The sequence below is a fragment of the Psychrosphaera sp. B3R10 genome (genome assembly GCF_018861025.1).
In the GTDB taxonomy this organism is placed as follows: Bacteria; Pseudomonadota; Gammaproteobacteria; order Enterobacterales; family Alteromonadaceae; genus Psychrosphaera; species Psychrosphaera algicola.
This window is the reverse complement of sequence record NZ_JAHKQH010000045.1, coordinates 124,612-144,042: the sequence shown is the minus strand read 5'-3', so window position 1 is coordinate 144,042 and position 19,431 is coordinate 124,612. Positions and strand designations below refer to the sequence as shown.

The following is a 19,431-nucleotide window of genomic DNA, read 5'->3' as shown; positions in this document are numbered from 1 at the left end:
CACGCCATCCATTTAGAATAAACTTATTGAGTTAAACAAGATTAATCAAACCGTGTTACCAACCACCGAGAACCTTCTTTAACTACAAGAACAACGTTTTCGCCTTGGCTAAATTCGTCTTCTTCAATAGGTTCTACTAACACATAGTGTTTTTGATTAAATTCGTCTCTAATCATGGCTTCTGCAGGTTGACCTAGCTTCGCCGTGCCAACTGTGATGTTTGCAAGTAAACCGGCAAAAGATTCTTTCGATACTGCTGAGGATTCTTCTTTTGGCATAATCTCTGCCAATTTAGTACAGACTTTGCTATTTAAGAAGAGCGAGATAACAAGTGTAATACCACCAGCTAAAAGTTTTGCTATTGAAACATCGAGTACAAAAAAGACAAAATAACTCAAGCAATAGCCAACAATGGCAAAGACTGTTAAAAAGCTCACAAGCCAAATTAACAAGGGTAATTTTTTTAGACCTAACCAGCCCAAAATATCCAATGACACTGATGCGCTGCCAGAAAGACTCGCTGTCGTGTCAATATCTGCACCACTGTCGAATAGATGAGAAAAGGAAAAGCCAACCAGTTGACCGGCAAGTTCGATAAACAACAATATTAATACGATTGATAAAGCGATGGTGTAGTAACTGTTAAATGATGCAAATAGAAATTCACTCATTGGTTATTCTCCCTATAACGTGCGCTTATAAATTACAAACGTAACCTATAGGACACAAAAAATCCATTGTTAATTAGTTTTTTCTTTTAGTTCAGTTGTTTAATTTCAATTGATTGTGGAATGATTTTCAATAATTGCGGTAGCAGAGCAGTGTCCGACAAATTACTCAGTTTTAACTTGGCCAAATAGAAACCCAATGCGCCACCTGCAAAGGTAAAAAGTATTACCATAGGTTCGGTCACTTCAATCAAATTTGCCAACCAATACTGTGCCGAAAAGGCAAAAAACATTGCAGTTATAAGTGGCAGAATATACATATAAAACGCACCACTAACTATCGTATCTTCTGCAATACCAATTTCAACAACGGCTCCGTTTTCAGCATTTAAATGATTTACCACTTTATTGACAACTGACTTACCGGCTACAGCGCTTGCAATAGCACTTGTGCCACAATTCGACTTGGCCGCACAACTTGAGCAGGTTGACTTGATTGACGTTTCAACCCATGCAAATTCACCTTCGAGTTGGACAACAACCCCCTGCTCTTTAATCATTATGGTTGTTGAACCGCTTTCACTGAGCTGGCAATTTTTACGGCGATTTCTTCTGGCACTTTACCAACAACGGTCACGTCAAACCCATTAGCGTGCACCATTGCAAACGATGTTGCACCATCTCGTAACACTAAAGGTCCATTAAAACTCTCCAGTGGTCTTTGAACGTAGATAGATACTTCAACCAAGCCATCGCTATATAGATAATAATCAGAAACTTCACGACTTATAGAGACATGATGACGGTCACTTTTAATCAACTTAAAGCCGTTTGGTAACCATGACATATTCCAATTATTCGTTTCCTGACGCTGGGCGATCAATGCCTCTGTAGCCGGTGGTGTTGAGAATTCAAAAAGTTTTGTAATCTCTGGTGCAGGCTCTTTGTGCAACGTTAAGTGAGTCATCAGAACTTGTTCTTTAACATCGCCTACTTCGTCGACAAAGGCTAAACGTAGCGGTAAACCGCTTAATACATCGATCCAAATCCAGTAGTTATAGGCATGTTTGCTTACCGATTCAATACGGATAAGTTGTGCTGAACGGCCTGCGATTTGACTTTTACTCACCAACACAAACTGATAGCTATTAATGAGTTGTGCAGCATTTTTATAAAAAACTGGCGGAATAAAACTTCGAATGCTTGTACTTTTAACTGAATACGGTTCTTTGTTAGGCTCCACAAATGTCACAGTATCGCCTTTACGAATCGTCATAACGCCGCCACCAATAAGGGGGGATACTCGCTCTACTTCTGTACCAGTGCTTTCTTCAACACCATGGACCCATTGAAAAGATTCGGTTTTTTCACCTTTTAAAGTGACAATGCCCGCCTCAAAGTTGGTTTGAGTTAATGCCATTCGTAATTTAGATAACCAGAAGGCTGCATTAACTTTTTCAGTCGTTGCTGCAATATCGGTAGGAATGGCGGGAGAGGAAAATGCTGTGCTGGTAAACAGCAAAAACAAACAAATAATGGAAGACTTAGCTGCCACAAAAATACGATTAAAATAAGTAGTGAAGCTAAACGAAAACAAAGGGACCACGGGATTTCCTTATAAACAAGAACGCCCGTAATTCTATCGAGTTACAGGCGTTTTTACACTAATTGATTTTAACTTTACATCATTAGACAAATTGAATTTAGTTATCGTTCTCTTCTTTGTCTTTATCTAGCTCTTCATCTTCAGCAACACGAAGTTGTTGATTATGGTCAGCCATCAACGCATTAATGCGAGTTTGGGTCACTTGGTTGGCTGAAGGTTTAGCTTTTAAGCCATCCGTCGACACCGGTGAAATACCATCAATAAGCGGTGTTGTATTTAATACCGGAGAAGGCATTAGATTATTTTGTGGTGCCATGTTGCTCACCCCAAATACCGCTACAAGTGCAACTGACGCGGCAATTGCCATTTGGCCCATGCCTTTACCAGTAGAGCTAGACGTGAAACTCTTAACCTTACCAGTAATACGCTGATGCCATTTAGGATGCGTACTTATTGCAACAACAGAATCTGAAGCAACGCTCGATTCTAATCCGGCATCCTGTTCCAAACCTTCAATTGCGGCTTGAATACTCATGGAAAACGCATTGTCTGTAACCAACTGTTGTTCGTTACGTAATACATCGCCAATCAATCCGTAACGCCCAAACGTTGCCGTTTGCTCATCACCTAGAACATCCATTGTCTGTTCTATTTCAGATTGATTTACTTCATCATCCAGTAATGCGGAAAGAGATTCTAAATTATTGTTAGTCATAAATACGACCGACTCCAGTTATTACTGTATTGCTTTTAGTAAAACCTAAATGCTCACCAAAACAAAACAATTATCAAATAATTAGGCGCTAGTTAAAACACCTAGCAATTTTTAAACCTGTTTTAACGATTATCTAACAACGGTTGCAATTTAATATCAATTGCATCCCTTGCTCGAAATATCCTAGACCTTACGGTCCCAATCGGACATCCCATCGCTGCTGCTATATCTTCGTAACTCATGCCATCTATTTCCCTTAATTGAATCGCTACTCTCAGCTCTTCAGGGAGGCTTTCCATGGTGTCAAAAATTACATGTTTAATTTCTTCTGTTAATGCCAACCGTTCAGGTGATGCGTTTTCTCTAAGGGCATCACTTGTTTCGTAATATTCGGCGTCTTCTGCATCAACGTCTACGTTTGTGGGTCTGCGCCCCTTGGCCATTAAATAGTTTTTTGCACTATTTACGGCGATTCTGTACAACCAAGTGTAAAAAGCCGCTTCTCCACGAAATCCAGGTAATGCGGTATATGCCTTGATAAATGCGTCCTGCGCAACATCTTGTACATCCCCGTTATGCCCCAAATATCTAGAAACTAAGCTAATGATTTTGTTCTGGTATTTTCTAACCAATAAATCAAAGGCCTTTTTATCACCAGCTTGCGCTCGCCTTACCAGTCCTAAATCTTTGCTTTGCTCGCTCATTCGAGCTACTACTCCCAGTTTATTAGAGTTGATAATCTGATATCATCCCTATCTGTTACAACTATGACCTGCTGAATTTAAAAAAGTTCGAATATATTTACTTTTTTTTGTAAAAAACTCGAAATCTCTTATTTTTCAAGATCTCATAGCGGGATTATAGTGGTTTGAGCCATGCCATTCCATTTAATTATACGGTTACTAAGTGACTAAATAGTAATATGGGATAACACTCCACCACTTATGAATTTTAATTTAACTGGCCAATTACAGATGAATGACAAAATCCAACATAAAATAGATTGTTTAATTATCGGCAGTGGTGCCGCTGGATTGACTTTAGCGCTAAGTATAGCCGATAAAGCATCAGTCATTATATTGAGTAAGTCCGAACTGAAAGAAGGTTCGACCCTATATGCCCAAGGTGGTATAGCCGCCGTTTTTGACGAGAATGACAGTATTGAATCTCATGTTCAAGATACATTAATTGCCGGTGCAGGCTTATGTAATGAAGAAGCAGTGCGATTTACAGCAACCAATGCAAAAACGTCAATGCAATGGCTAATTGACCAAGGCGTACCATTTGATCAAATTATTGCCCAGGATGGTTCAACTCGATTTCATCTAACCCGCGAGGGCGGTCATAGTCATCGCAGAATATTGCATGCCGCAGATGCGACAGGTAAAGCAGTACAAACCACTTTGCTTGACCGAGTACGAGCCCACCCAAACATTTTTCTATTTGAACGTTTCAATGCGCTTGATTTGGTCACAAGCAAAAAACTTGGTAAAAAAGACAAGCGGGTACACGGCGCTTATGTTTGGAATAGATCAAAAGAGCGGGTCGAAACCATTGAAGCTAAGTTCGTTGCGGTTGCGACAGGTGGTGCCAGTAAAGTTTATCAATATACGTCAAACCCCGATATTGCCAGCGGCGATGGTATTGCAATGGCATGGCGTGCCGGTTGTCGTGTCGCCAATATGGAGTTTAATCAATTTCATCCAACAAGTTTATACAATGATAAAGCACAAAATTTCCTAATTACTGAGGCAATGCGTGGTGAAGGGGCCTATCTAAAACGTCCTGATGGCACTCGTTTTATGCCTGACTTTGACGAACGTGAAGAACTCGCACCTCGAGATATCGTGGCACGGGCAATCGACTTTGAAATGAAACGCCTTGGTGCTGACTGCATGTACCTTGATATAAGTCATAAAGATGAAACTTTTATCTTGGAACATTTTCCTACGATTTACGCCACATGCCTAAAAGTAGGTATTGATATTACTAAAGAACAAATTCCAATTGTCCCTGCAGCACATTATACCTGTGGCGGTGTTGTTACTGACTTAAACGGCAAAACAGACTTAGACAACTTGTTTGCTATCGGTGAAGTGGCCTACACAGGGTTGCACGGCGCAAATCGCATGGCCAGCAACAGCTTGCTGGAATGTATTGTATTTGCCCATGGCGCGGCGAGTTCAATTCTGGCTGAAATAAACAATATCAGTGAACCCGATCCAATTTCGATGTGGGATGAAAGTCGCGTAACCATCTCAGAAGAAAACATTTTTATCAGTCACAACTGGCACGAACTCAGATTACTAATGTGGGATTTTGTCGGTATTGTCCGTTCCAATCGCCGCTTACATAAAGCGATTACTCGGATCGAATTGATAAAACAGGAAGTAGACGAGTTTTACGCTAATTTCAAAGTGAGTAATAACTTGCTTGAGTTACGTAATTTGGCACAAGTAGCGCAACTTATTGTGCTGTGTGCTTTGGAACGAAAAGAAAGTCGTGGGTTACATTTTAACAAGGATTATCCTGATACCTTAGACATCGCAACTCCAACGTTTTTATCACCGGACAAAGATGCCTAGTTTTACCAAACGATTTATGTCGTAATTAAATTTACTAAAATATTGACCACTAAACGCGCCAATTTAGGTTAGCTTATTGGCGCTGGTCGATTACATCTAAGGCAAATCCGCCTTAACCGACACCAATCACTTGCCATTATTTGATCAGAATAAAGCGTTAACCAAGTAATTTGAGCCGACAATCTGTTTTGTAATTTGATATGCAAACAACCAAATAACACCCAACTCCCCGACTGTATTTGCATGTCTTGCGACAATTCATAGGTGCTAGGCATAGAATCAATTTTCAATGGTTTGGCGGCCGTTGTCATTGCTGGCCTATTGCTATGACGCGCAATAAATACAAGGTTTACTTGGCCTTTTTCAGTTAGTAGGAGAAGATGTGGTGTCGGACGTTTTGAAAACACCAAAAAGATGAATAGGCCAGATAGCGCAATCAGCAAACTAATTAGTGATAACAATAGGGTATTTAAATGCGGTGTTATTAAGACACTAACTACAACTAAGAAACAAAGCGCAACATACAACCTGTGTCGCACTTTATTGGTTGTTGCTACGGCTACCCTAAAGTAAGACGAATCATCCATGATCCTATTCTCGTTAACTCACTTTAACTCTATTTAATATGAGCTCAACCATGCCGCGTAATTCCTCGTCTGGACAAATTTCATGTCCCATAAACCAGGCAAACAACTCTGGATCTTCACTCGCCAATAACCGCTGAAAAGTATATCGCTGCTTTTCGTTTAACGCGTCATATGCATCGTCAACAAACGGTTCAAACAATACATCGAGTTCTAACATACCGCGTCGGCATGCCCATTTAAGTTTTGGCTTGGAATCTAATTGAAATTTTGTGCCGCTCTCATCTACATATACGACTTGTGCTTTTTTTTCCGTCATCAACCGTCTCGATTATCATTTTGAAGGCCTATGATACCAAAAGTTTGAGTTTAAAATATAGCTGGACTTCAGCTTATATTCTTTTTGTCCAAATCAACTTGGCATTTAATCATGTTTTACGACAACCCCCATTTCTCAGCTCTGATAGACTAATTAACAAAATCAATTGGAATTTGTAAATTCATCCCCATAGAAGTAGGCAATTCGTAAAAATTGGACTAAACCATGTCAATGACCGTTTCCTTAACTCAATACAGTGTGATTAAACTCTCTGGGGTCGACGCCACCTCGTTTTTACAAGGTCAAGTTTCTTGTGACGTCACAAAGTTGACGGACGCAAATTGGCTTGCCGGTAGTCACTGCAATGCCAAAGGCAAAATGTGGTCGACCTTTATCGCTAAAAAAATTGACGATGCACTTTATCTAATCGCGACCAAAGACAGTGCTGCAGCTTCATTAGCTGAACTAAACAAATACGGTGTTTTTGCAAAAGCGGATATCGTAGACGACACCGCTAACTGGCACGTTTATGGTTCAGACCACGTCAATGCCCAAGGTTTTAACTTTGAATTGGCTCCTGGACATGTCCTAATTTTAAGTAAAGATGAAATCGAAACCAGCGGTGATGCTGCCCAATGGTGGCATCAAGAAGTCCTAAGCGGACGCGCACATCTGTACGCCAAGACAATTGGAGAATACGTACCTCAAATGTTGAACCTCCAAGCGTTAGACTATATTTCGTTTAACAAAGGTTGCTATATGGGACAAGAAACTGTCGCCAGAATGCGCTACTTGGGCAAAAACAAACGTGCATTATTTGTCGCTTCAATTGACCAACCTGTTGAATTTGAAATTGGCCAAGACGTATACGTTGCGTTAAATGGCAATCGCAGAGCGCAGGGTAAAGTGATAAACTTCTCTAACTATCAAGGTGAAACCGCCGTGCAACTCGTGTTGCCAAAGGACATCGAACAGCAACCTATTTATATAAACCAAGATGATGATACGGCACTAAGTTTACTAGAATTGCCCTACTCTCTTGCAGAAAACTAAGGCTAAAAATGAAAATTACAAATAACTCCGTTGTTAAAATGCATTACGCGGTAAAAGATAGCGAAGATACTCTAATTGACAGTTCTTATGACTCACAACCAATCGAGTTTATTTTAGGGACAAAATTTTTAATCGAAGGATTAGAAAAAGAGTTAATTGACCATGTTGTCGGCGATACATTTGAAGTTAAAGTTGCCGCTGAAGATGCATATGGGGAACGTTTTGACGGTCTAGTACAAAAACTTGGTAAAGAGTTGTTTGCAGACTTTGAAGTTGAAGTTGGCATGCAATTGCGCGCTGGGACAGACAATGGTGAGCAAACGGTTATCGTTGTCGCAAAAGACGACGAGAGTGTAACTGTTGACGGTAACCACCCTCTTGCGGGAATCGACTTAGCATTTGACGTTGAAATACTAGAGGTGCGTGAAGCAACTCAAGATGAACTTGCCCACGGTCATGTTCATAGTGCAGGCGGATGTGGCCACTCTCACTAGGCGCATCAACTGTTTGGGTTAATGTTGCAAAGTGTGACATTAGCTCAAAATTTACAGTTAGTATTTATCTGTTCATTCTTGTCTTCAAAATAATATCTCCAATAACAATAGTTGATTCGCATAACTGTTAATCAACATAGGCTAGGCCATTATTAACGTGCAGCTGATTTTCCTTATTTTATTTGCGCTCTTTGCTTTTGCTGGCAATTCTATTTTTGGCCGTTTAGCGTTAGGTGATAACCACATCGACCCCATAACGTTCACCAACATTAGACTAATATCTGGTGCTATTGCATTAGCTATTTTCCTTTTTGCAAAGAGACAAAAATTGGCATTGAATCGGAAGTCGAATTGGCTTTCTTCATTATGGTTAATGGTTTATGCCTTTTGCTTTTCACTTGCCTATGTCTCACTAGATACTGGCACAGGGGCACTAATATTATTTGGCGCTGTACAGATAACCATGTTTATTGCTTCTGCATTGCAGGGAAAATCGACATTAGCCATTGAGAAGTTTGGCGTAGGATTAGCCTTTTTGGGGCTCGTAGTTTTGGTGTTTCCGGAGTTAACATCACCGAGTATTGTTGGGTTTATCCTAATGGCCCTGTCAGGTATGGCCTGGGCAGTTTATACGATTCGTGGAAAAGCTGGCTCTGATCCAAGCATTGATACTAGCTTTAACTTTATTTACGCCGTACCAATCTGCCTGCTTGTTGCGCTTTTTAATTTAGACACAACTATTATCAATCAGACAGGGGTTTTGCTTGCGATCGCATCTGGTGTATTAGCAAGTGCGGCTGGCTACACGGTCTGGTACATCATATTAAAACATATCAACGTACTACAGGCCGGCGTTATACAACTTGCCGTTCCGATTATTGCAGCGGTTGGTGGCTTAATATGGGCTGATGAAGCAATTACGTTGCGGCTCGTTGGCGCATCCGTATTGGTTATTGGCGGTATTTTTCTTGTTTTAGCGAAACCATTTAGCCAAAAAAGTTCGAGTGTAAGAAACAACTAAAGTCGAATATGGCTGTACCTGTGCGGAATATTCTCCGCTTAACGTCTTGCTATTTATGTTTGGAATGACGAACAACTTCAGCTAAACATTCATACAATTTTTCGACATCAATTGGCTTCGAAAGATGTGCGGAAAAGCCAAAATCCTGTGCCTTGGACTTACTTAATACGTCCACATCAGCAGTTAAGGCAATTATTCGCATATTGTTTAAATCTGGTGTCATTAAAATCTGTTTTGTCGCCTCATAACCATCCAGCACAGGCATCTGGCAATCCATGAGTATTGCATCAAAGGGTTCGCGTTTTGCTGCCTCAACAGCCAATGCACCGTTTTCTACAACAGTTGGTGTAATAGCAAATTCTTCAAGTACCTTAGTCACAAGCAGTTGGTTAATTTTATTGTCTTCTGCAACCAATATTTTTAAATGGCTAATATCTACCGTTGGTACAGATTGCTGTGTTTTAAGTTTCTCATGTCCATGTTTAGTTGATATTTTCAACGGGCACGATAGTTCAAAATACGTCCCTTTTGATATTTGACTTTTAGCAGTAAGCTGTCCTCCCATCAATTCACTCAATTGTTTAGATATGGCTAATCCCAATCCTGTGCCACCGTATTTCCTTGAGGTTGTATCGTCTGCCTGAGTGAATGGCGTGAAAATGTGCCTAAGTTGGCTCGGGGTCATGCCTATTCCTGTGTCCGTTATGCCAATCTTTACTTCCGCAACCCCGTTCCTTTGCATTTTAGCATCGGCACTTAAGGTAATACTGCCGCTATCGGTAAATTTAATAGCATTACTGCACAAATTCATAATAATTTGTTGCAACCTTGTTTTGTCAGCTTTATACAACACCCCGTCGGGTAAGTTGTCATTAATCAACCAGTTTATGGATTTTTGCTCTGCTTGAGCTTTAAATATCACAGATACCTTTTGCAAAATTATTTTTAAATCAAAATCCTCTTCGCTTAGTTTCAATTTCTCGGATTCAATTTTGGCAATATCTAAGATATCGTCGACGACATTCATCATAATATCTGACGAAATTTCGATTTTATTAACAAACGACTTAATCTCATCGATATCATCAGATTTATTCGCAAGTCGAGCAAAACCAACAACAGAGTTCATTGGTGTTCGAATTTCATGACTCATATTCGCCAAAAACCGGCTTTTGGCTTCATTTGCATGTTTGGCTTCCTTCACCGCCAAACTGAGCGACTTGGTCTTTTGTGAAACGAGGCGGTCTAATACAACTTGTCGATTATTCATCATTAAAATTAAGCTTATAAAAATAACCACTAAAGTAAATTGCAGGATAAACAACACTAAATACGAACGATTTTTAAATAGTATGAGATTTGCTTCATTGACAAATATTTTCATCTTCCAAATCTGGTTCAACATATTTAGATTTAAAATTGCGCTAGTCTTTAGTGTATTAACGTCCTGAAAATTTTTGCTGGTTAAAAATGGGTGTTCTTCGCCAAATTCAAATAACTCGTACTCAAATAAATGTCGTTGCTCTTTAGTTAAGGCCATTTCGATTATTTTAGAAACCGAAAAAACACCTGTAGCAAATCCAGTGATGTGATTTTTGGTGGGGTCATCGATGTCGTGACCAGGCTTTAGAACTGGATAAAACACCAAAAAAGATGGATCAAAAAAGTCGTTTTGAACCAACTGTAAAATTTGCGTCGCTGCGGGTTGATAGGTATTTAAAATTGAATCAATAGTAAGCTTTCTCAAAGGATTTGAATAGACGTTAAAGCCAACGGCTTGCTTATTACCTTCAATTGGATTGATATATTGCACATAAACAATAGGGTCCCCCTCACTTAAAGGGTCACCTTTAATATGCTCACCATCACTATATTCTCTTGCCAGAAGTTGTTGCGCAGCATCCAGTTTGTCTTGTGAAATTAAGGGGTTCCAGGACAATGCCTTAATCGAATTATCAATGGCCAAAAAATCATCAGATAACATTAAAAAATCAGATTTTTTTAAGTCATCCTGCAATTGAATTGAATGACTCAATTGCTGAAGTTTAGCGACATTGGTTGTTATTTTTCTGTAAATCGCATTTTCAATGGTTTTAATATTTGAATCAATATGCGAATCCGCATTTTGATTAGAGTCCTCTACGAATAACCAAGTCATCATAACAATTGCTACAAACAAGATACTAACCGAATTCACAACCATATATTTCGGTTGACTTGAGTCCTGCTGTTCATCATTAACTGTGTAAAGACTGAGTAAAAATGGTGTCATGATCAATACACCCGATGAGTCTCCCAACCACCAGTACATCATATTAAGTAGGTAAGCGTCCCAGCTAAAAAGGTCATTCAGTAAAGTCAGTGACAAAGTGCCAATATTTGACGAAATTAAATTAACAAATAGGCCCACAAAAAAAATAAAACTGATGGTTTTTTTACTTTCTGCTTGTTTTATAGGATTACCAATCCAACGATTAAGAATGTATGCACCGACAAAGGTCTGCAACGTCGCACCGGAGGCGATTAGGATATTTTGAAAGCCGAGTTCAGACAATATTTGAGAAACTTCAAAATTGGGCAAAACTGAAAAATTGAAAATGATTGATGCGACAAATACCGCAGGTAATAGCTTGTATCCCCATAGATATACAGCGCTAAGCGCGATACCCGCAGGTAACCAAACTGGTACAATTTGACTGTTAAAAGAAATATTAGAAAGGATATAACCGGTACCAAAATAGCCAAGTAACAAAAATGCATACCGCTGCGCTAGAAGCGAGTTATTAGTCAATTCAAATACCCTTTTTTAAATATGTAACCTTAGTATAAGTCCTATTAAAAATTCTGCATTTCCAAATAAAGCTATTGAGTTATTTATTAATAATTTAGGCTTGAATCAGTCCAACTCGAATTGCAAAACGAACCAACCCAGGGATATCACGTATAGCGAGTCTATCCATTATATTAGAACGATGAGCTTCAATGGTTTTTACACTCAGGAAAAGTTTTTCGGCTATATCTTTAGTAGAATGACCTTCTGCAATTAATTGTAGAATATTACGCTGCCGTGCAGTTAACAATTCTAATGCGTCATTCAGTCCGTTAGGGCTATTATTCAACTTTGCGATAATATTCTGATCGATATCCGGACTAATATACAATTTGTCATGTAGCACATTTAATAAACCTTGCTCCAATTCGCTTACCGCAGCGTCTTTTAACATATAACCATCGGCACCAGCTTTTAAGGCTCTTAACACATAAGGTTCGTTATTGTAATGAGACAATATAAGCACCTTCACTTCCGGAAACTGACTTTTAATGAGTTGGGTCGCTTCAAGTCCGTTCATCTGTGGCATAGAAACGTCCATAACAACAACATCAGGATGCGCACGTTTAACGATAGCGATGGCCTCTAGGCCATTACTTGCCTGTAATATGTTGTCACTATCAATAAAGGCAAAGTGTCTGACTAAGCTGATGATCCCCTGTCTTATCAAGGTATGATCATCTGCAAATAATATGGTGTATTTCTCCATTAACTATCACCTATTTTAGTTTTTGTTTGCCTGCTCTTGCACTTTAATCGCTGCAATTTTCTTTTCCAGAGCATGATTAATTCTAACCAGATTATTTTGCTCACGTCGCAACTCACTTTCATCTCGCAAATTCGTTACTATTCGTTTTGCTTCTCCGTTAGACGCACGTTCGATGACGCACCCCCTTTCAACAATCCATCGCCAATCGCCATTGTTATCAGAAAATCGGTACATCAATTGAAATCGATTGTGGCCAGCTGCCAATATAGCTTGATATTGCGTTTGAAACATTGATTTATCGTCAGGGTGGATCTGATTTAAGTAGCTGTCAGATAAAAATGTAATTCCATCCAGATCAAAAAACAGCTTACTGTCTGTGATTTTTTCGACAAAATTTTGTTCTAAATCACAATCTAATACAATGTCACCTGTCACCCAGAAACACAAATCCATTAATCGTTTCTGTTGCCTCAACGTAGTCATATATTGTTTATCTTTAAGGCTTGAATCGCGCTGCAAAATAAATAGTGCAATACAAAGTAATATCCCTACGATAACAATAAAAATGCCATGCCAACTTGGGTTTTCTGAAACATGGTTAAACGATAAAACAGGTTTTGGAAAATCAAAATTAGCAAGTTTAAGCTTTTCAACTGTTACAGAGTCAACTCTAACAATATATTGACCGTCTACTTTCCAAGTCCCATTATCGGTAACTAAAAATAGCTGATTATCGGCGCTGGTAATGACCTTATAAACCACATTAAAATTGGCCTGTGCGTTAGCATTTGCACTAAATGCCAATACCAGCAACACAACGACTATATATTTAAGAGATTTCAAACTACGTTACCTCTGCCAACAAAAGGCACCACCAGTTTAATCGATGTCCCAGTTTCAGGACTGGAATTTAACTGCAATTTTCCATTAATAGTAAAAGCACGCTCTCTAATACTTACCAGTCCTAAACTTTGACTCTTGATTGCAAAATTTAACTTAGAGCCTACATCAAAACCAATGCCGTCGTCGATTACTGATAATGTAATTGTATTATCAACAAAGGTGAACTCGAGCTTAACTTTTGTCGCTTTAGCGTATTTATGAATATTGGTAAACGCTTCCTGTGCAATCCTAAAAATAGAAATCTCCAATTTTTCGGACATCCTCGGAACATCAGTTTGGATCTTAGTCTCAACATTTAATGTACTGAATTTAACCTGTCGTTCTGCTAGCCAGCCTAATGCAACAGATACCCCCATATCGTCCAAAATTGAAGGTCTTAAATTAAGTGATAGATTACGAACCGATTCCAATAACTCGTTTAGCACATGATTAATTAGTTCAATATCCGGTTCAGGCAATTGATGCTGAATTTTAAGAAGCGTCAAACCTTGGCCAATTTCGTCGTGAAGTTCTTTAGCAAAGTATCGTCTTTCTTCTTCCTGCTTTTCCATCAAGTTTTTTGACAATTGAGCGAGTTTTTCAAGCGCATCATCACGATTCTTTTGGATTTCGATTCGAGATTCCAAATCGGTAAAAGACGCTTGGTACCAATCGTTTTCTGGATGCAATGGTTTAATATGTAACGACACTGTATGTGGGGCTAAGTTATTTCGATTGATTACTGTTTCCGCTTTATAAAAACCTTTTGTACAAAATTTTTCTTTAATTTCTGGCCAAAGGGGGTGTTCCAACAAAACATTATGTAATTCTTTGGTGTTGCTATCAATTTTCTCGCCAACAAGACGCTTGTATGCTTGATTAGCAAACAAGATACGGCCATTTAGGCTACCACAAAAGTATGGAGTTAAATTCGTATCTAAGCCTTGTTGATACATATTCATCACGCGAGCTACTGACTGATTTATTCTAACAATTGTGACAACCAACAAATAAAATAGAAATACATGGAGAATTACCGCTCCCCACCAGACAACGAACCCTTCCCGACCAAATATTTCAAATAAAGAAATAATAGCTATGACCAAAGGTACAGAATGCATTTCACGTTGCGAACTATGGGGATGACTCAACAGCAGTAATGAAGACAAAATTAAACACGAGGCTGAAAACGTAACCAGTATGACAAGCAACAAACTGAATTCATCAATATGATTAAAATTCACATTTAATGTAAATGCATAAACACAGCTAAAAATTAACCCGGTACCAATTAGAATATTAATCAGCCATTCTTTTTTGATTTTTTTTATCTGGGATACAACATAAAATAGCGTAACAACGGCGGAAATAATTAATGTTATACAGCTAATGACAACCCAGTATGCGGGATTATCAACATACCCATAAAATGTTGATTCAATGCCGTGTGCTACCAATATAGTCGGTATATGCCATTTAAAACGATCCCAACGTAATACACTGCCCAAATAACTTTTTGTTAAAAATGAAAGATAAAATAGCGCAGACAAACACAGTACTGCCTTGAAGCTTTTAACTTTTACAAAAAAATCATAGTTTAGAAAGATGGCTGTTTGCATTTGTGACATAAAAATAATCACAACAAACGAAGCAAAAAATGCCAACGTGGCCACTACAAAATGACGAGGTGAATTTGTACTATTTAACATTCGTTATTCATTCCTGAATAAAATCAATCCATTTATCAATTAGATAAATAAGATCGTCCTTACCGCACCTCAAAATATGGTCACCTAGAAATACATCGTATTCGCTTTCATCTTCTGTTTTTTCCTGACGCATATCCTCATCTTCGTCACGTTCAGTAACCAGATTTTCTAAATGCTCAGCATAATTATTGTGATAAATAGTGAGTTCTTCTGCTTCAATATTGACCGACCACTCTTGCCCGAGCAATACCCCAGAATTTTTTAGCAATTGCTCGCGTAAAGTTTGCAGCACTGAAATACTCATACCAGCTGGCGCTAACTCGTCGTTAAAAAAATTAGCGACAACAGTGTACTCACCGCCAAGTTCTAAAAAATGTCGTTTTAGACGTCGATCGTAAACAAACTGAAAGTCCAAGTTAAGTCCTTTGTTGTAATTGCGTATACCGCTCGCATTACGCTAGTGTCGTATTAACTTATAGTAGTTGTTTTAAACAAAAAGCCTTAATGAATAATCTGCGGATATTAAAAATAAGTGGGTATTCTTGTTAAGTAGCTTAAGCGCTGCAACTAGATTAGGAATAACCAATTGAAGCATTTCCGTAAAATTCGCGTCAAAATTCGCGTTAGAAGTTGTTTAGAAACGATAAATAATTCACTAAAAGTGCCTATAGACTTTCCTTTCATCATATCCAAACAAATTCTTACTACAAGAAAATAACTAACCGTTACGCTTTAATAATAAGTCATCCTCTTGCTTATTGATAATTATCGACCACATTGATCCTAGGACATTGGCAACAGGAGTTTTAAATAAGCTAGCATTTCCGTAATTACTATCAACCTGCATTGCTTGAGTGTCGTTATTAAAAGAAAATATTGGACTAAACTCACCATCACGTAAAGTACTCTAGTATATAAAGGGTTGACCCGGCAGACCATTACAGTTGACTAAAAATTCATTTTGAATGGCGGATACCAAGTTACGTTATGGGCAAAAGCGTATACCGCCTGAAAACTTGTAAGACATATCTCACAGTACCCTAAGACCTTTCTGAATATAGACGACTAAACCATAGAACAAAACACCATAAACACTTGTTTCATAAGGAAAATAACAATAAAAACACAATGTGACTACTTTTATATTTAGAAACCATAATATTTTCATAGTTCCCCATTTTTCGTTTGTCTCTAATATGAACTCAACGAAACGACGAGAGTGTTAAATGATTTAACACACAGGGATAGGAAACGCTGGAAGCGAATAAGGAAATATTGTAGGAAAGCAGGAGCTTAAACACAAGGAAATGGATAGGGATAGATGGGAAGCTAATTGGACTATTAGGGATGGAAACGTAGGATGCGTTAACGGACTAATATGGACGCACGGAGCGAACAATACGGAAATCAGTCGGTATGGAAATTGGAATCATAAGGACATGAACGCAAGGTAGCGCAAAGGAATATGGGACCAAATGGATGGGAACTCAATGGAATTGAGGGCAAGGAGCAAACAGGGAAGACGATACTAACGGAATTAGTTGAGCAGGACGCTTAAAGAGTCTATGAAAAAAGCAGCTTAGCGCTGCTTTTTTTATGACTGTAGATCACCGCTTATCGACATTCTATTGTGTAATTACGTCATTTTAAGTTATTCATACGACTAACATTCAAACTGAACTTCGCACCTACAGCTTTTATCATCAAGCTCTGTCAAATAAACCCAGACATGCACACACAGCTACTGAATCATATGGATTTCAGCTTTTTATTCTACTATTTCTCACCTATTTTTTACTCCATTAAAAGTGATCAAAATTAGTCCCTCAACATTTTATTTACTGTCTATAATCTAATTAAGAGTCGATTTTAATTTTTACCGCTAGAGCATTTCTTGCGTAATTGAAGGTACATGTATAAACGAAGCGGTGGGGATATTTACAACTTACTTGGGTAAAAACATATTGTTAATAAGCAATATCAATAAACTTGCGATGTAACTTGCTCGCTTATAACAGACAACTGCAATGAGTAAAATTGATGCTGACGGTTCGCAAGCTATTTTTACACGATAGGCGGAAATAAATGGACGTAATCAATTACTCGGTACACTTATTATGAAAATTGCTGATTTACCTAAAAATGAAAAAGAACGTCTGAAGACCTTATTTTCCTATGGGATACTTGATACAGAACATGAAAAAGCTTTTGATGACTTAACAATATTGGCGTCTGAAATATGTGAATGCCCAATTGCAATGATTAGCTTAGTAGATGCAAAGCGACAATGGTATAAATCTCGGATTGGTGTCGATATAGACTGCACAAGTCGTGACGTAGCGTTTTGTGCCCATGCAATTTTACAAGATGAAATATTTGAAGTTCGTGACACTATGTTAGACGAACGGTTTGCTGACAACCCACTCGTGACCAATTCTCCACACATTAGATTTTATGCAGGAGCGCCCCTTAAATCCCCATCAGGTCTAAATATAGGCACGATTTGCGTTGCCAGTGACCGACCTAAAACATTGAGTTCAAAGCAAAGTAAATCATTGCTTACTTTGGCAACGTCCGTGATGTCTCAACTAGAATTAAAATTACAAAGTACCAAGCTCATTTTAGCAAACAGCTACAAAGAATCGTTTTTGTCTAATATTTCCCATGACGTGCGAACCCCTCTGAATGCAATCATTGGCCTTTCCGACTTGTTGACGAAAAATGTCGAACTCGCAGCGCAATTTCCCGCCGTCACTGAAAACTTGTCGCAAATAGACTTAAGCGGCAAGCAAATGTTAAAAACATTGAATGCCTTATTGGAGGTCGGTAAAATTGATGCTGGTGTGTTAAATCTAGAAATTACGCATTCTGACCCTTCTGACTATATCAAATTTGTCGTAAACAACTTAATGATCAAGGCCAACGAAAAAAGCATTAAAGTTGATGTCCAAATAGCCAATGATATTCCTAAAACAGTGGCAATTGATGAAGCTAAATTTGGTTGTGTTTTATCTAATATAATAAACAATGCCATCAAGTTTAGTCATTCAAACTCCAAGGTCATTGTGAGTGCATCAGTGCTTAATGAGACACTGATATTAAAAGTCGTCGATAGCGGTATTGGAATTCAAACTGAAAAGATCCCTTACCTATTTAATCAGTTTGCGCAAATTACGGGGCAATCACAAAACAATGAAGGTTCGGGCTTAGGGCTATCGATTACTAAGGGCTTAGTCGAACTCATGCATGGTCATATCGATGTTCAAAGTAAAAACAAAGTCGGCACAACAGTAACTGTGTCTCTGCCTTATAAGAATGTACCGACGCCCTCGTCCAGCAATATACAAACAAAGAACATCCCAGACACGACAAACATACTTGTTGTTGAAGATAATAAAGTCAATCAAATGGTTATTGCAGCCTTGTTAGGCGCAATACCGGTGCAGTTTAAAATCGTAGGGACTGGCGAAGAGGCTGTAACCTTTGGTACAAATGCTGATTTTGACTTAGTTTTGATGGATATTCATTTACCGGGAATAAGTGGGATAGAAGCCACTCGCCGGCTAAGAGCGAACAAAGTCAAAATTCCGATCCTAGCACTTACCGCAGATGTGTATAGGTCAAGTAGAGAGAAAGCCTTATTTGATAGCTTTCTCACTAAACCAATTGCTCTTGACCAATTAGTCGACGCGATTAGTCAAAATTTACTAATCCAAGCGACTACCTAAAACGTAGATCGTAAAATATCGACTAGTCTCTGAAATTGTTAAATTGTAGCGGTTGCCCCAGCTCTGCGCTTCGTAGCACTTGCATAGCTTGTTGCAGATCATCACGCTTTTTACCCGTCACTCTGACTTTATCACCTTGGATAGACGCCTGAACTTTAAGTTTGTCTTCTTTGATCAACTTAACGATCTTTTTAGCCATGTCTTGTTCAATGCCCTCTTTAAAACCAATAACTCGTGTATAGGTTTTACCGGTGATATCGACTTTCCCTTCGGTGTCCATTGATGCCGGATCTAATCCGCGCTTGGTGCATTTATTTCTCAAAATATCTAACATTTGCTTTAACTGAAAATCGCCTTCACCAACCATTTTCACGGTGCCGTCTTTATATTCAAAGTTGGCCTCAACCCCACGAAAATCAAATCGTGTTGACACTTCTCGAGTTGCATTTTCAGTAGCGTGACGCACTTCATTTACATCAATTTCTGACACAATATCGAAACTAGGCATAATAATCTCCAAAAAAGAAC

Annotated in this window: 18 protein-coding genes; 5 read left to right on the top strand and 13 right to left on the bottom strand. The window is 38.6% G+C overall.

Translation table 11 applies throughout. The annotated features are described in order from the left end of the window. Positions 1-41 precede the first annotated feature (41 nt). The 5 genes from KO525_RS18405 to rpoE form a co-directional block, all read right to left on the bottom strand. Positions 42-671 carry an OB-fold-containig protein gene (locus KO525_RS18405; protein WP_215965302.1) on the bottom strand — a complete coding sequence of 210 codons (630 nt, stop codon included), beginning with the start codon at positions 669-671 and terminating at the stop codon, positions 42-44. Between the two features lie 86 nt (positions 672-757). Beyond that, positions 758-1,228 (bottom strand): SoxR reducing system RseC family protein, encoded by a 471-nt coding sequence (locus KO525_RS18400; RefSeq protein WP_215965301.1) that lies wholly within the window; start codon positions 1,226-1,228, stop codon positions 758-760. Then, entirely contained in the window at positions 1,228-2,274 is a 1,047-nt protein-coding gene (locus KO525_RS18395) for a MucB/RseB C-terminal domain-containing protein (RefSeq protein ID WP_215965300.1), read from the bottom strand. The genes KO525_RS18400 and KO525_RS18395 overlap by 1 nt, the downstream gene beginning before the upstream one ends. Positions 2,275-2,371: 97 nt before the next feature. After that, positions 2,372-2,989: a sigma-E factor negative regulatory protein gene (locus KO525_RS18390; RefSeq protein ID WP_215965299.1), complete on the bottom strand. Its 618-nt coding sequence runs from the start codon at positions 2,987-2,989 to the stop codon at positions 2,372-2,374. 122 nt (positions 2,990-3,111) lie between these two features. After that, entirely contained in the window at positions 3,112-3,693 is a 582-nt protein-coding gene (rpoE, locus tag KO525_RS18385; RefSeq protein WP_215965298.1) for an RNA polymerase sigma factor RpoE, read from the bottom strand. A 270-nt stretch (positions 3,694-3,963) separates the two neighbouring features. On the opposite strand from rpoE, the gene nadB reads away from it, so the two are divergent. After that, complete coding sequence (nadB, locus tag KO525_RS18380; RefSeq protein ID WP_215965297.1) at positions 3,964-5,574, top strand: L-aspartate oxidase; 1,611 nt, start codon at positions 3,964-3,966, stop codon at positions 5,572-5,574. Positions 5,575-5,642: 68 nt separating this feature from the next. Here nadB and KO525_RS18375 read toward each other — a convergent pair whose 3' ends face one another. Both KO525_RS18375 and KO525_RS18370 read right to left on the bottom strand, forming a co-directional pair. Next, positions 5,643-6,161 (bottom strand): hypothetical protein, encoded by a 519-nt coding sequence (locus KO525_RS18375; RefSeq protein ID WP_215965296.1) that lies wholly within the window; start codon positions 6,159-6,161, stop codon positions 5,643-5,645. A gap of 13 nt (positions 6,162-6,174) precedes the next feature. Further along, the gene (locus KO525_RS18370) at positions 6,175-6,477 is read right to left on the bottom strand and encodes a succinate dehydrogenase assembly factor 2 (protein WP_215965295.1); all 303 of its coding nucleotides are present in this window, start codon (positions 6,475-6,477) and stop codon (positions 6,175-6,177) included. Between the two features lie 225 nt (positions 6,478-6,702). Here KO525_RS18370 and KO525_RS18365 point away from each other — a divergent pair, with 225 nt between their 5' ends. The 3 genes from KO525_RS18365 (at position 6,703) to KO525_RS18355 (ending at position 9,045) form a co-directional block, all read left to right on the top strand. Further along, complete coding sequence (locus KO525_RS18365; protein ID WP_215965294.1) at positions 6,703-7,530, top strand: folate-binding protein YgfZ; 828 nt, start codon at positions 6,703-6,705, stop codon at positions 7,528-7,530. Between the two features lie 8 nt (positions 7,531-7,538). Further along, the gene (locus KO525_RS18360; protein ID WP_215965293.1) at positions 7,539-8,024 is read left to right on the top strand and encodes a peptidylprolyl isomerase; all 486 of its coding nucleotides are present in this window, start codon (positions 7,539-7,541) and stop codon (positions 8,022-8,024) included. Positions 8,025-8,181: 157 nt separating this feature from the next. Further along, entirely contained in the window at positions 8,182-9,045 is an 864-nt protein-coding gene (locus tag KO525_RS18355) for a DMT family transporter (RefSeq protein WP_215965292.1), read from the top strand. A gap of 49 nt (positions 9,046-9,094) precedes the next feature. Here the strand turns inward: KO525_RS18355 and KO525_RS18350 are convergent, their stop codons facing one another. The 5 genes from KO525_RS18350 to KO525_RS18330 form a co-directional block, all read right to left on the bottom strand. Further along, the gene (locus KO525_RS18350; protein WP_215965291.1) at positions 9,095-11,836 is read right to left on the bottom strand and encodes an ATP-binding protein; all 2,742 of its coding nucleotides are present in this window, start codon (positions 11,834-11,836) and stop codon (positions 9,095-9,097) included. Positions 11,837-11,930: 94 nt separating this feature from the next. Next, positions 11,931-12,584, bottom strand: coding sequence for a response regulator transcription factor (locus KO525_RS18345; protein WP_215965290.1), 654 nt, complete (start codon positions 12,582-12,584; stop codon positions 11,931-11,933). A gap of 15 nt (positions 12,585-12,599) precedes the next feature. After that, a complete protein-coding gene (locus KO525_RS18340; protein WP_215965289.1) occupies positions 12,600-13,427 on the bottom strand; it encodes a PAS domain-containing protein in 828 nt (275 codons plus the stop codon). Further along, positions 13,424-15,175: an ATP-binding protein gene (locus tag KO525_RS18335; protein WP_215965288.1), complete on the bottom strand. Its 1,752-nt coding sequence runs from the start codon at positions 15,173-15,175 to the stop codon at positions 13,424-13,426. The genes KO525_RS18340 and KO525_RS18335 overlap by 4 nt, the downstream gene beginning before the upstream one ends. Positions 15,176-15,182: 7 nt before the next feature. Then, positions 15,183-15,590: a YacL family protein gene (locus KO525_RS18330; RefSeq protein WP_215965287.1), complete on the bottom strand. Its 408-nt coding sequence runs from the start codon at positions 15,588-15,590 to the stop codon at positions 15,183-15,185. Positions 15,591-17,292: 1,702 nt separating this feature from the next. On the opposite strand from KO525_RS18330, the gene KO525_RS18325 reads away from it, so the two are divergent. Then, entirely contained in the window at positions 17,293-18,903 is a 1,611-nt protein-coding gene (locus tag KO525_RS18325; protein WP_215965286.1) for a hybrid sensor histidine kinase/response regulator, read from the top strand. Between the two features lie 22 nt (positions 18,904-18,925). Here the strand turns inward: KO525_RS18325 and KO525_RS18320 are convergent, their stop codons facing one another. Then, entirely contained in the window at positions 18,926-19,411 is a 486-nt protein-coding gene (locus KO525_RS18320) for a YajQ family cyclic di-GMP-binding protein (RefSeq protein WP_215965285.1), read from the bottom strand. Positions 19,412-19,431: the final 20 nt, after the last annotated feature.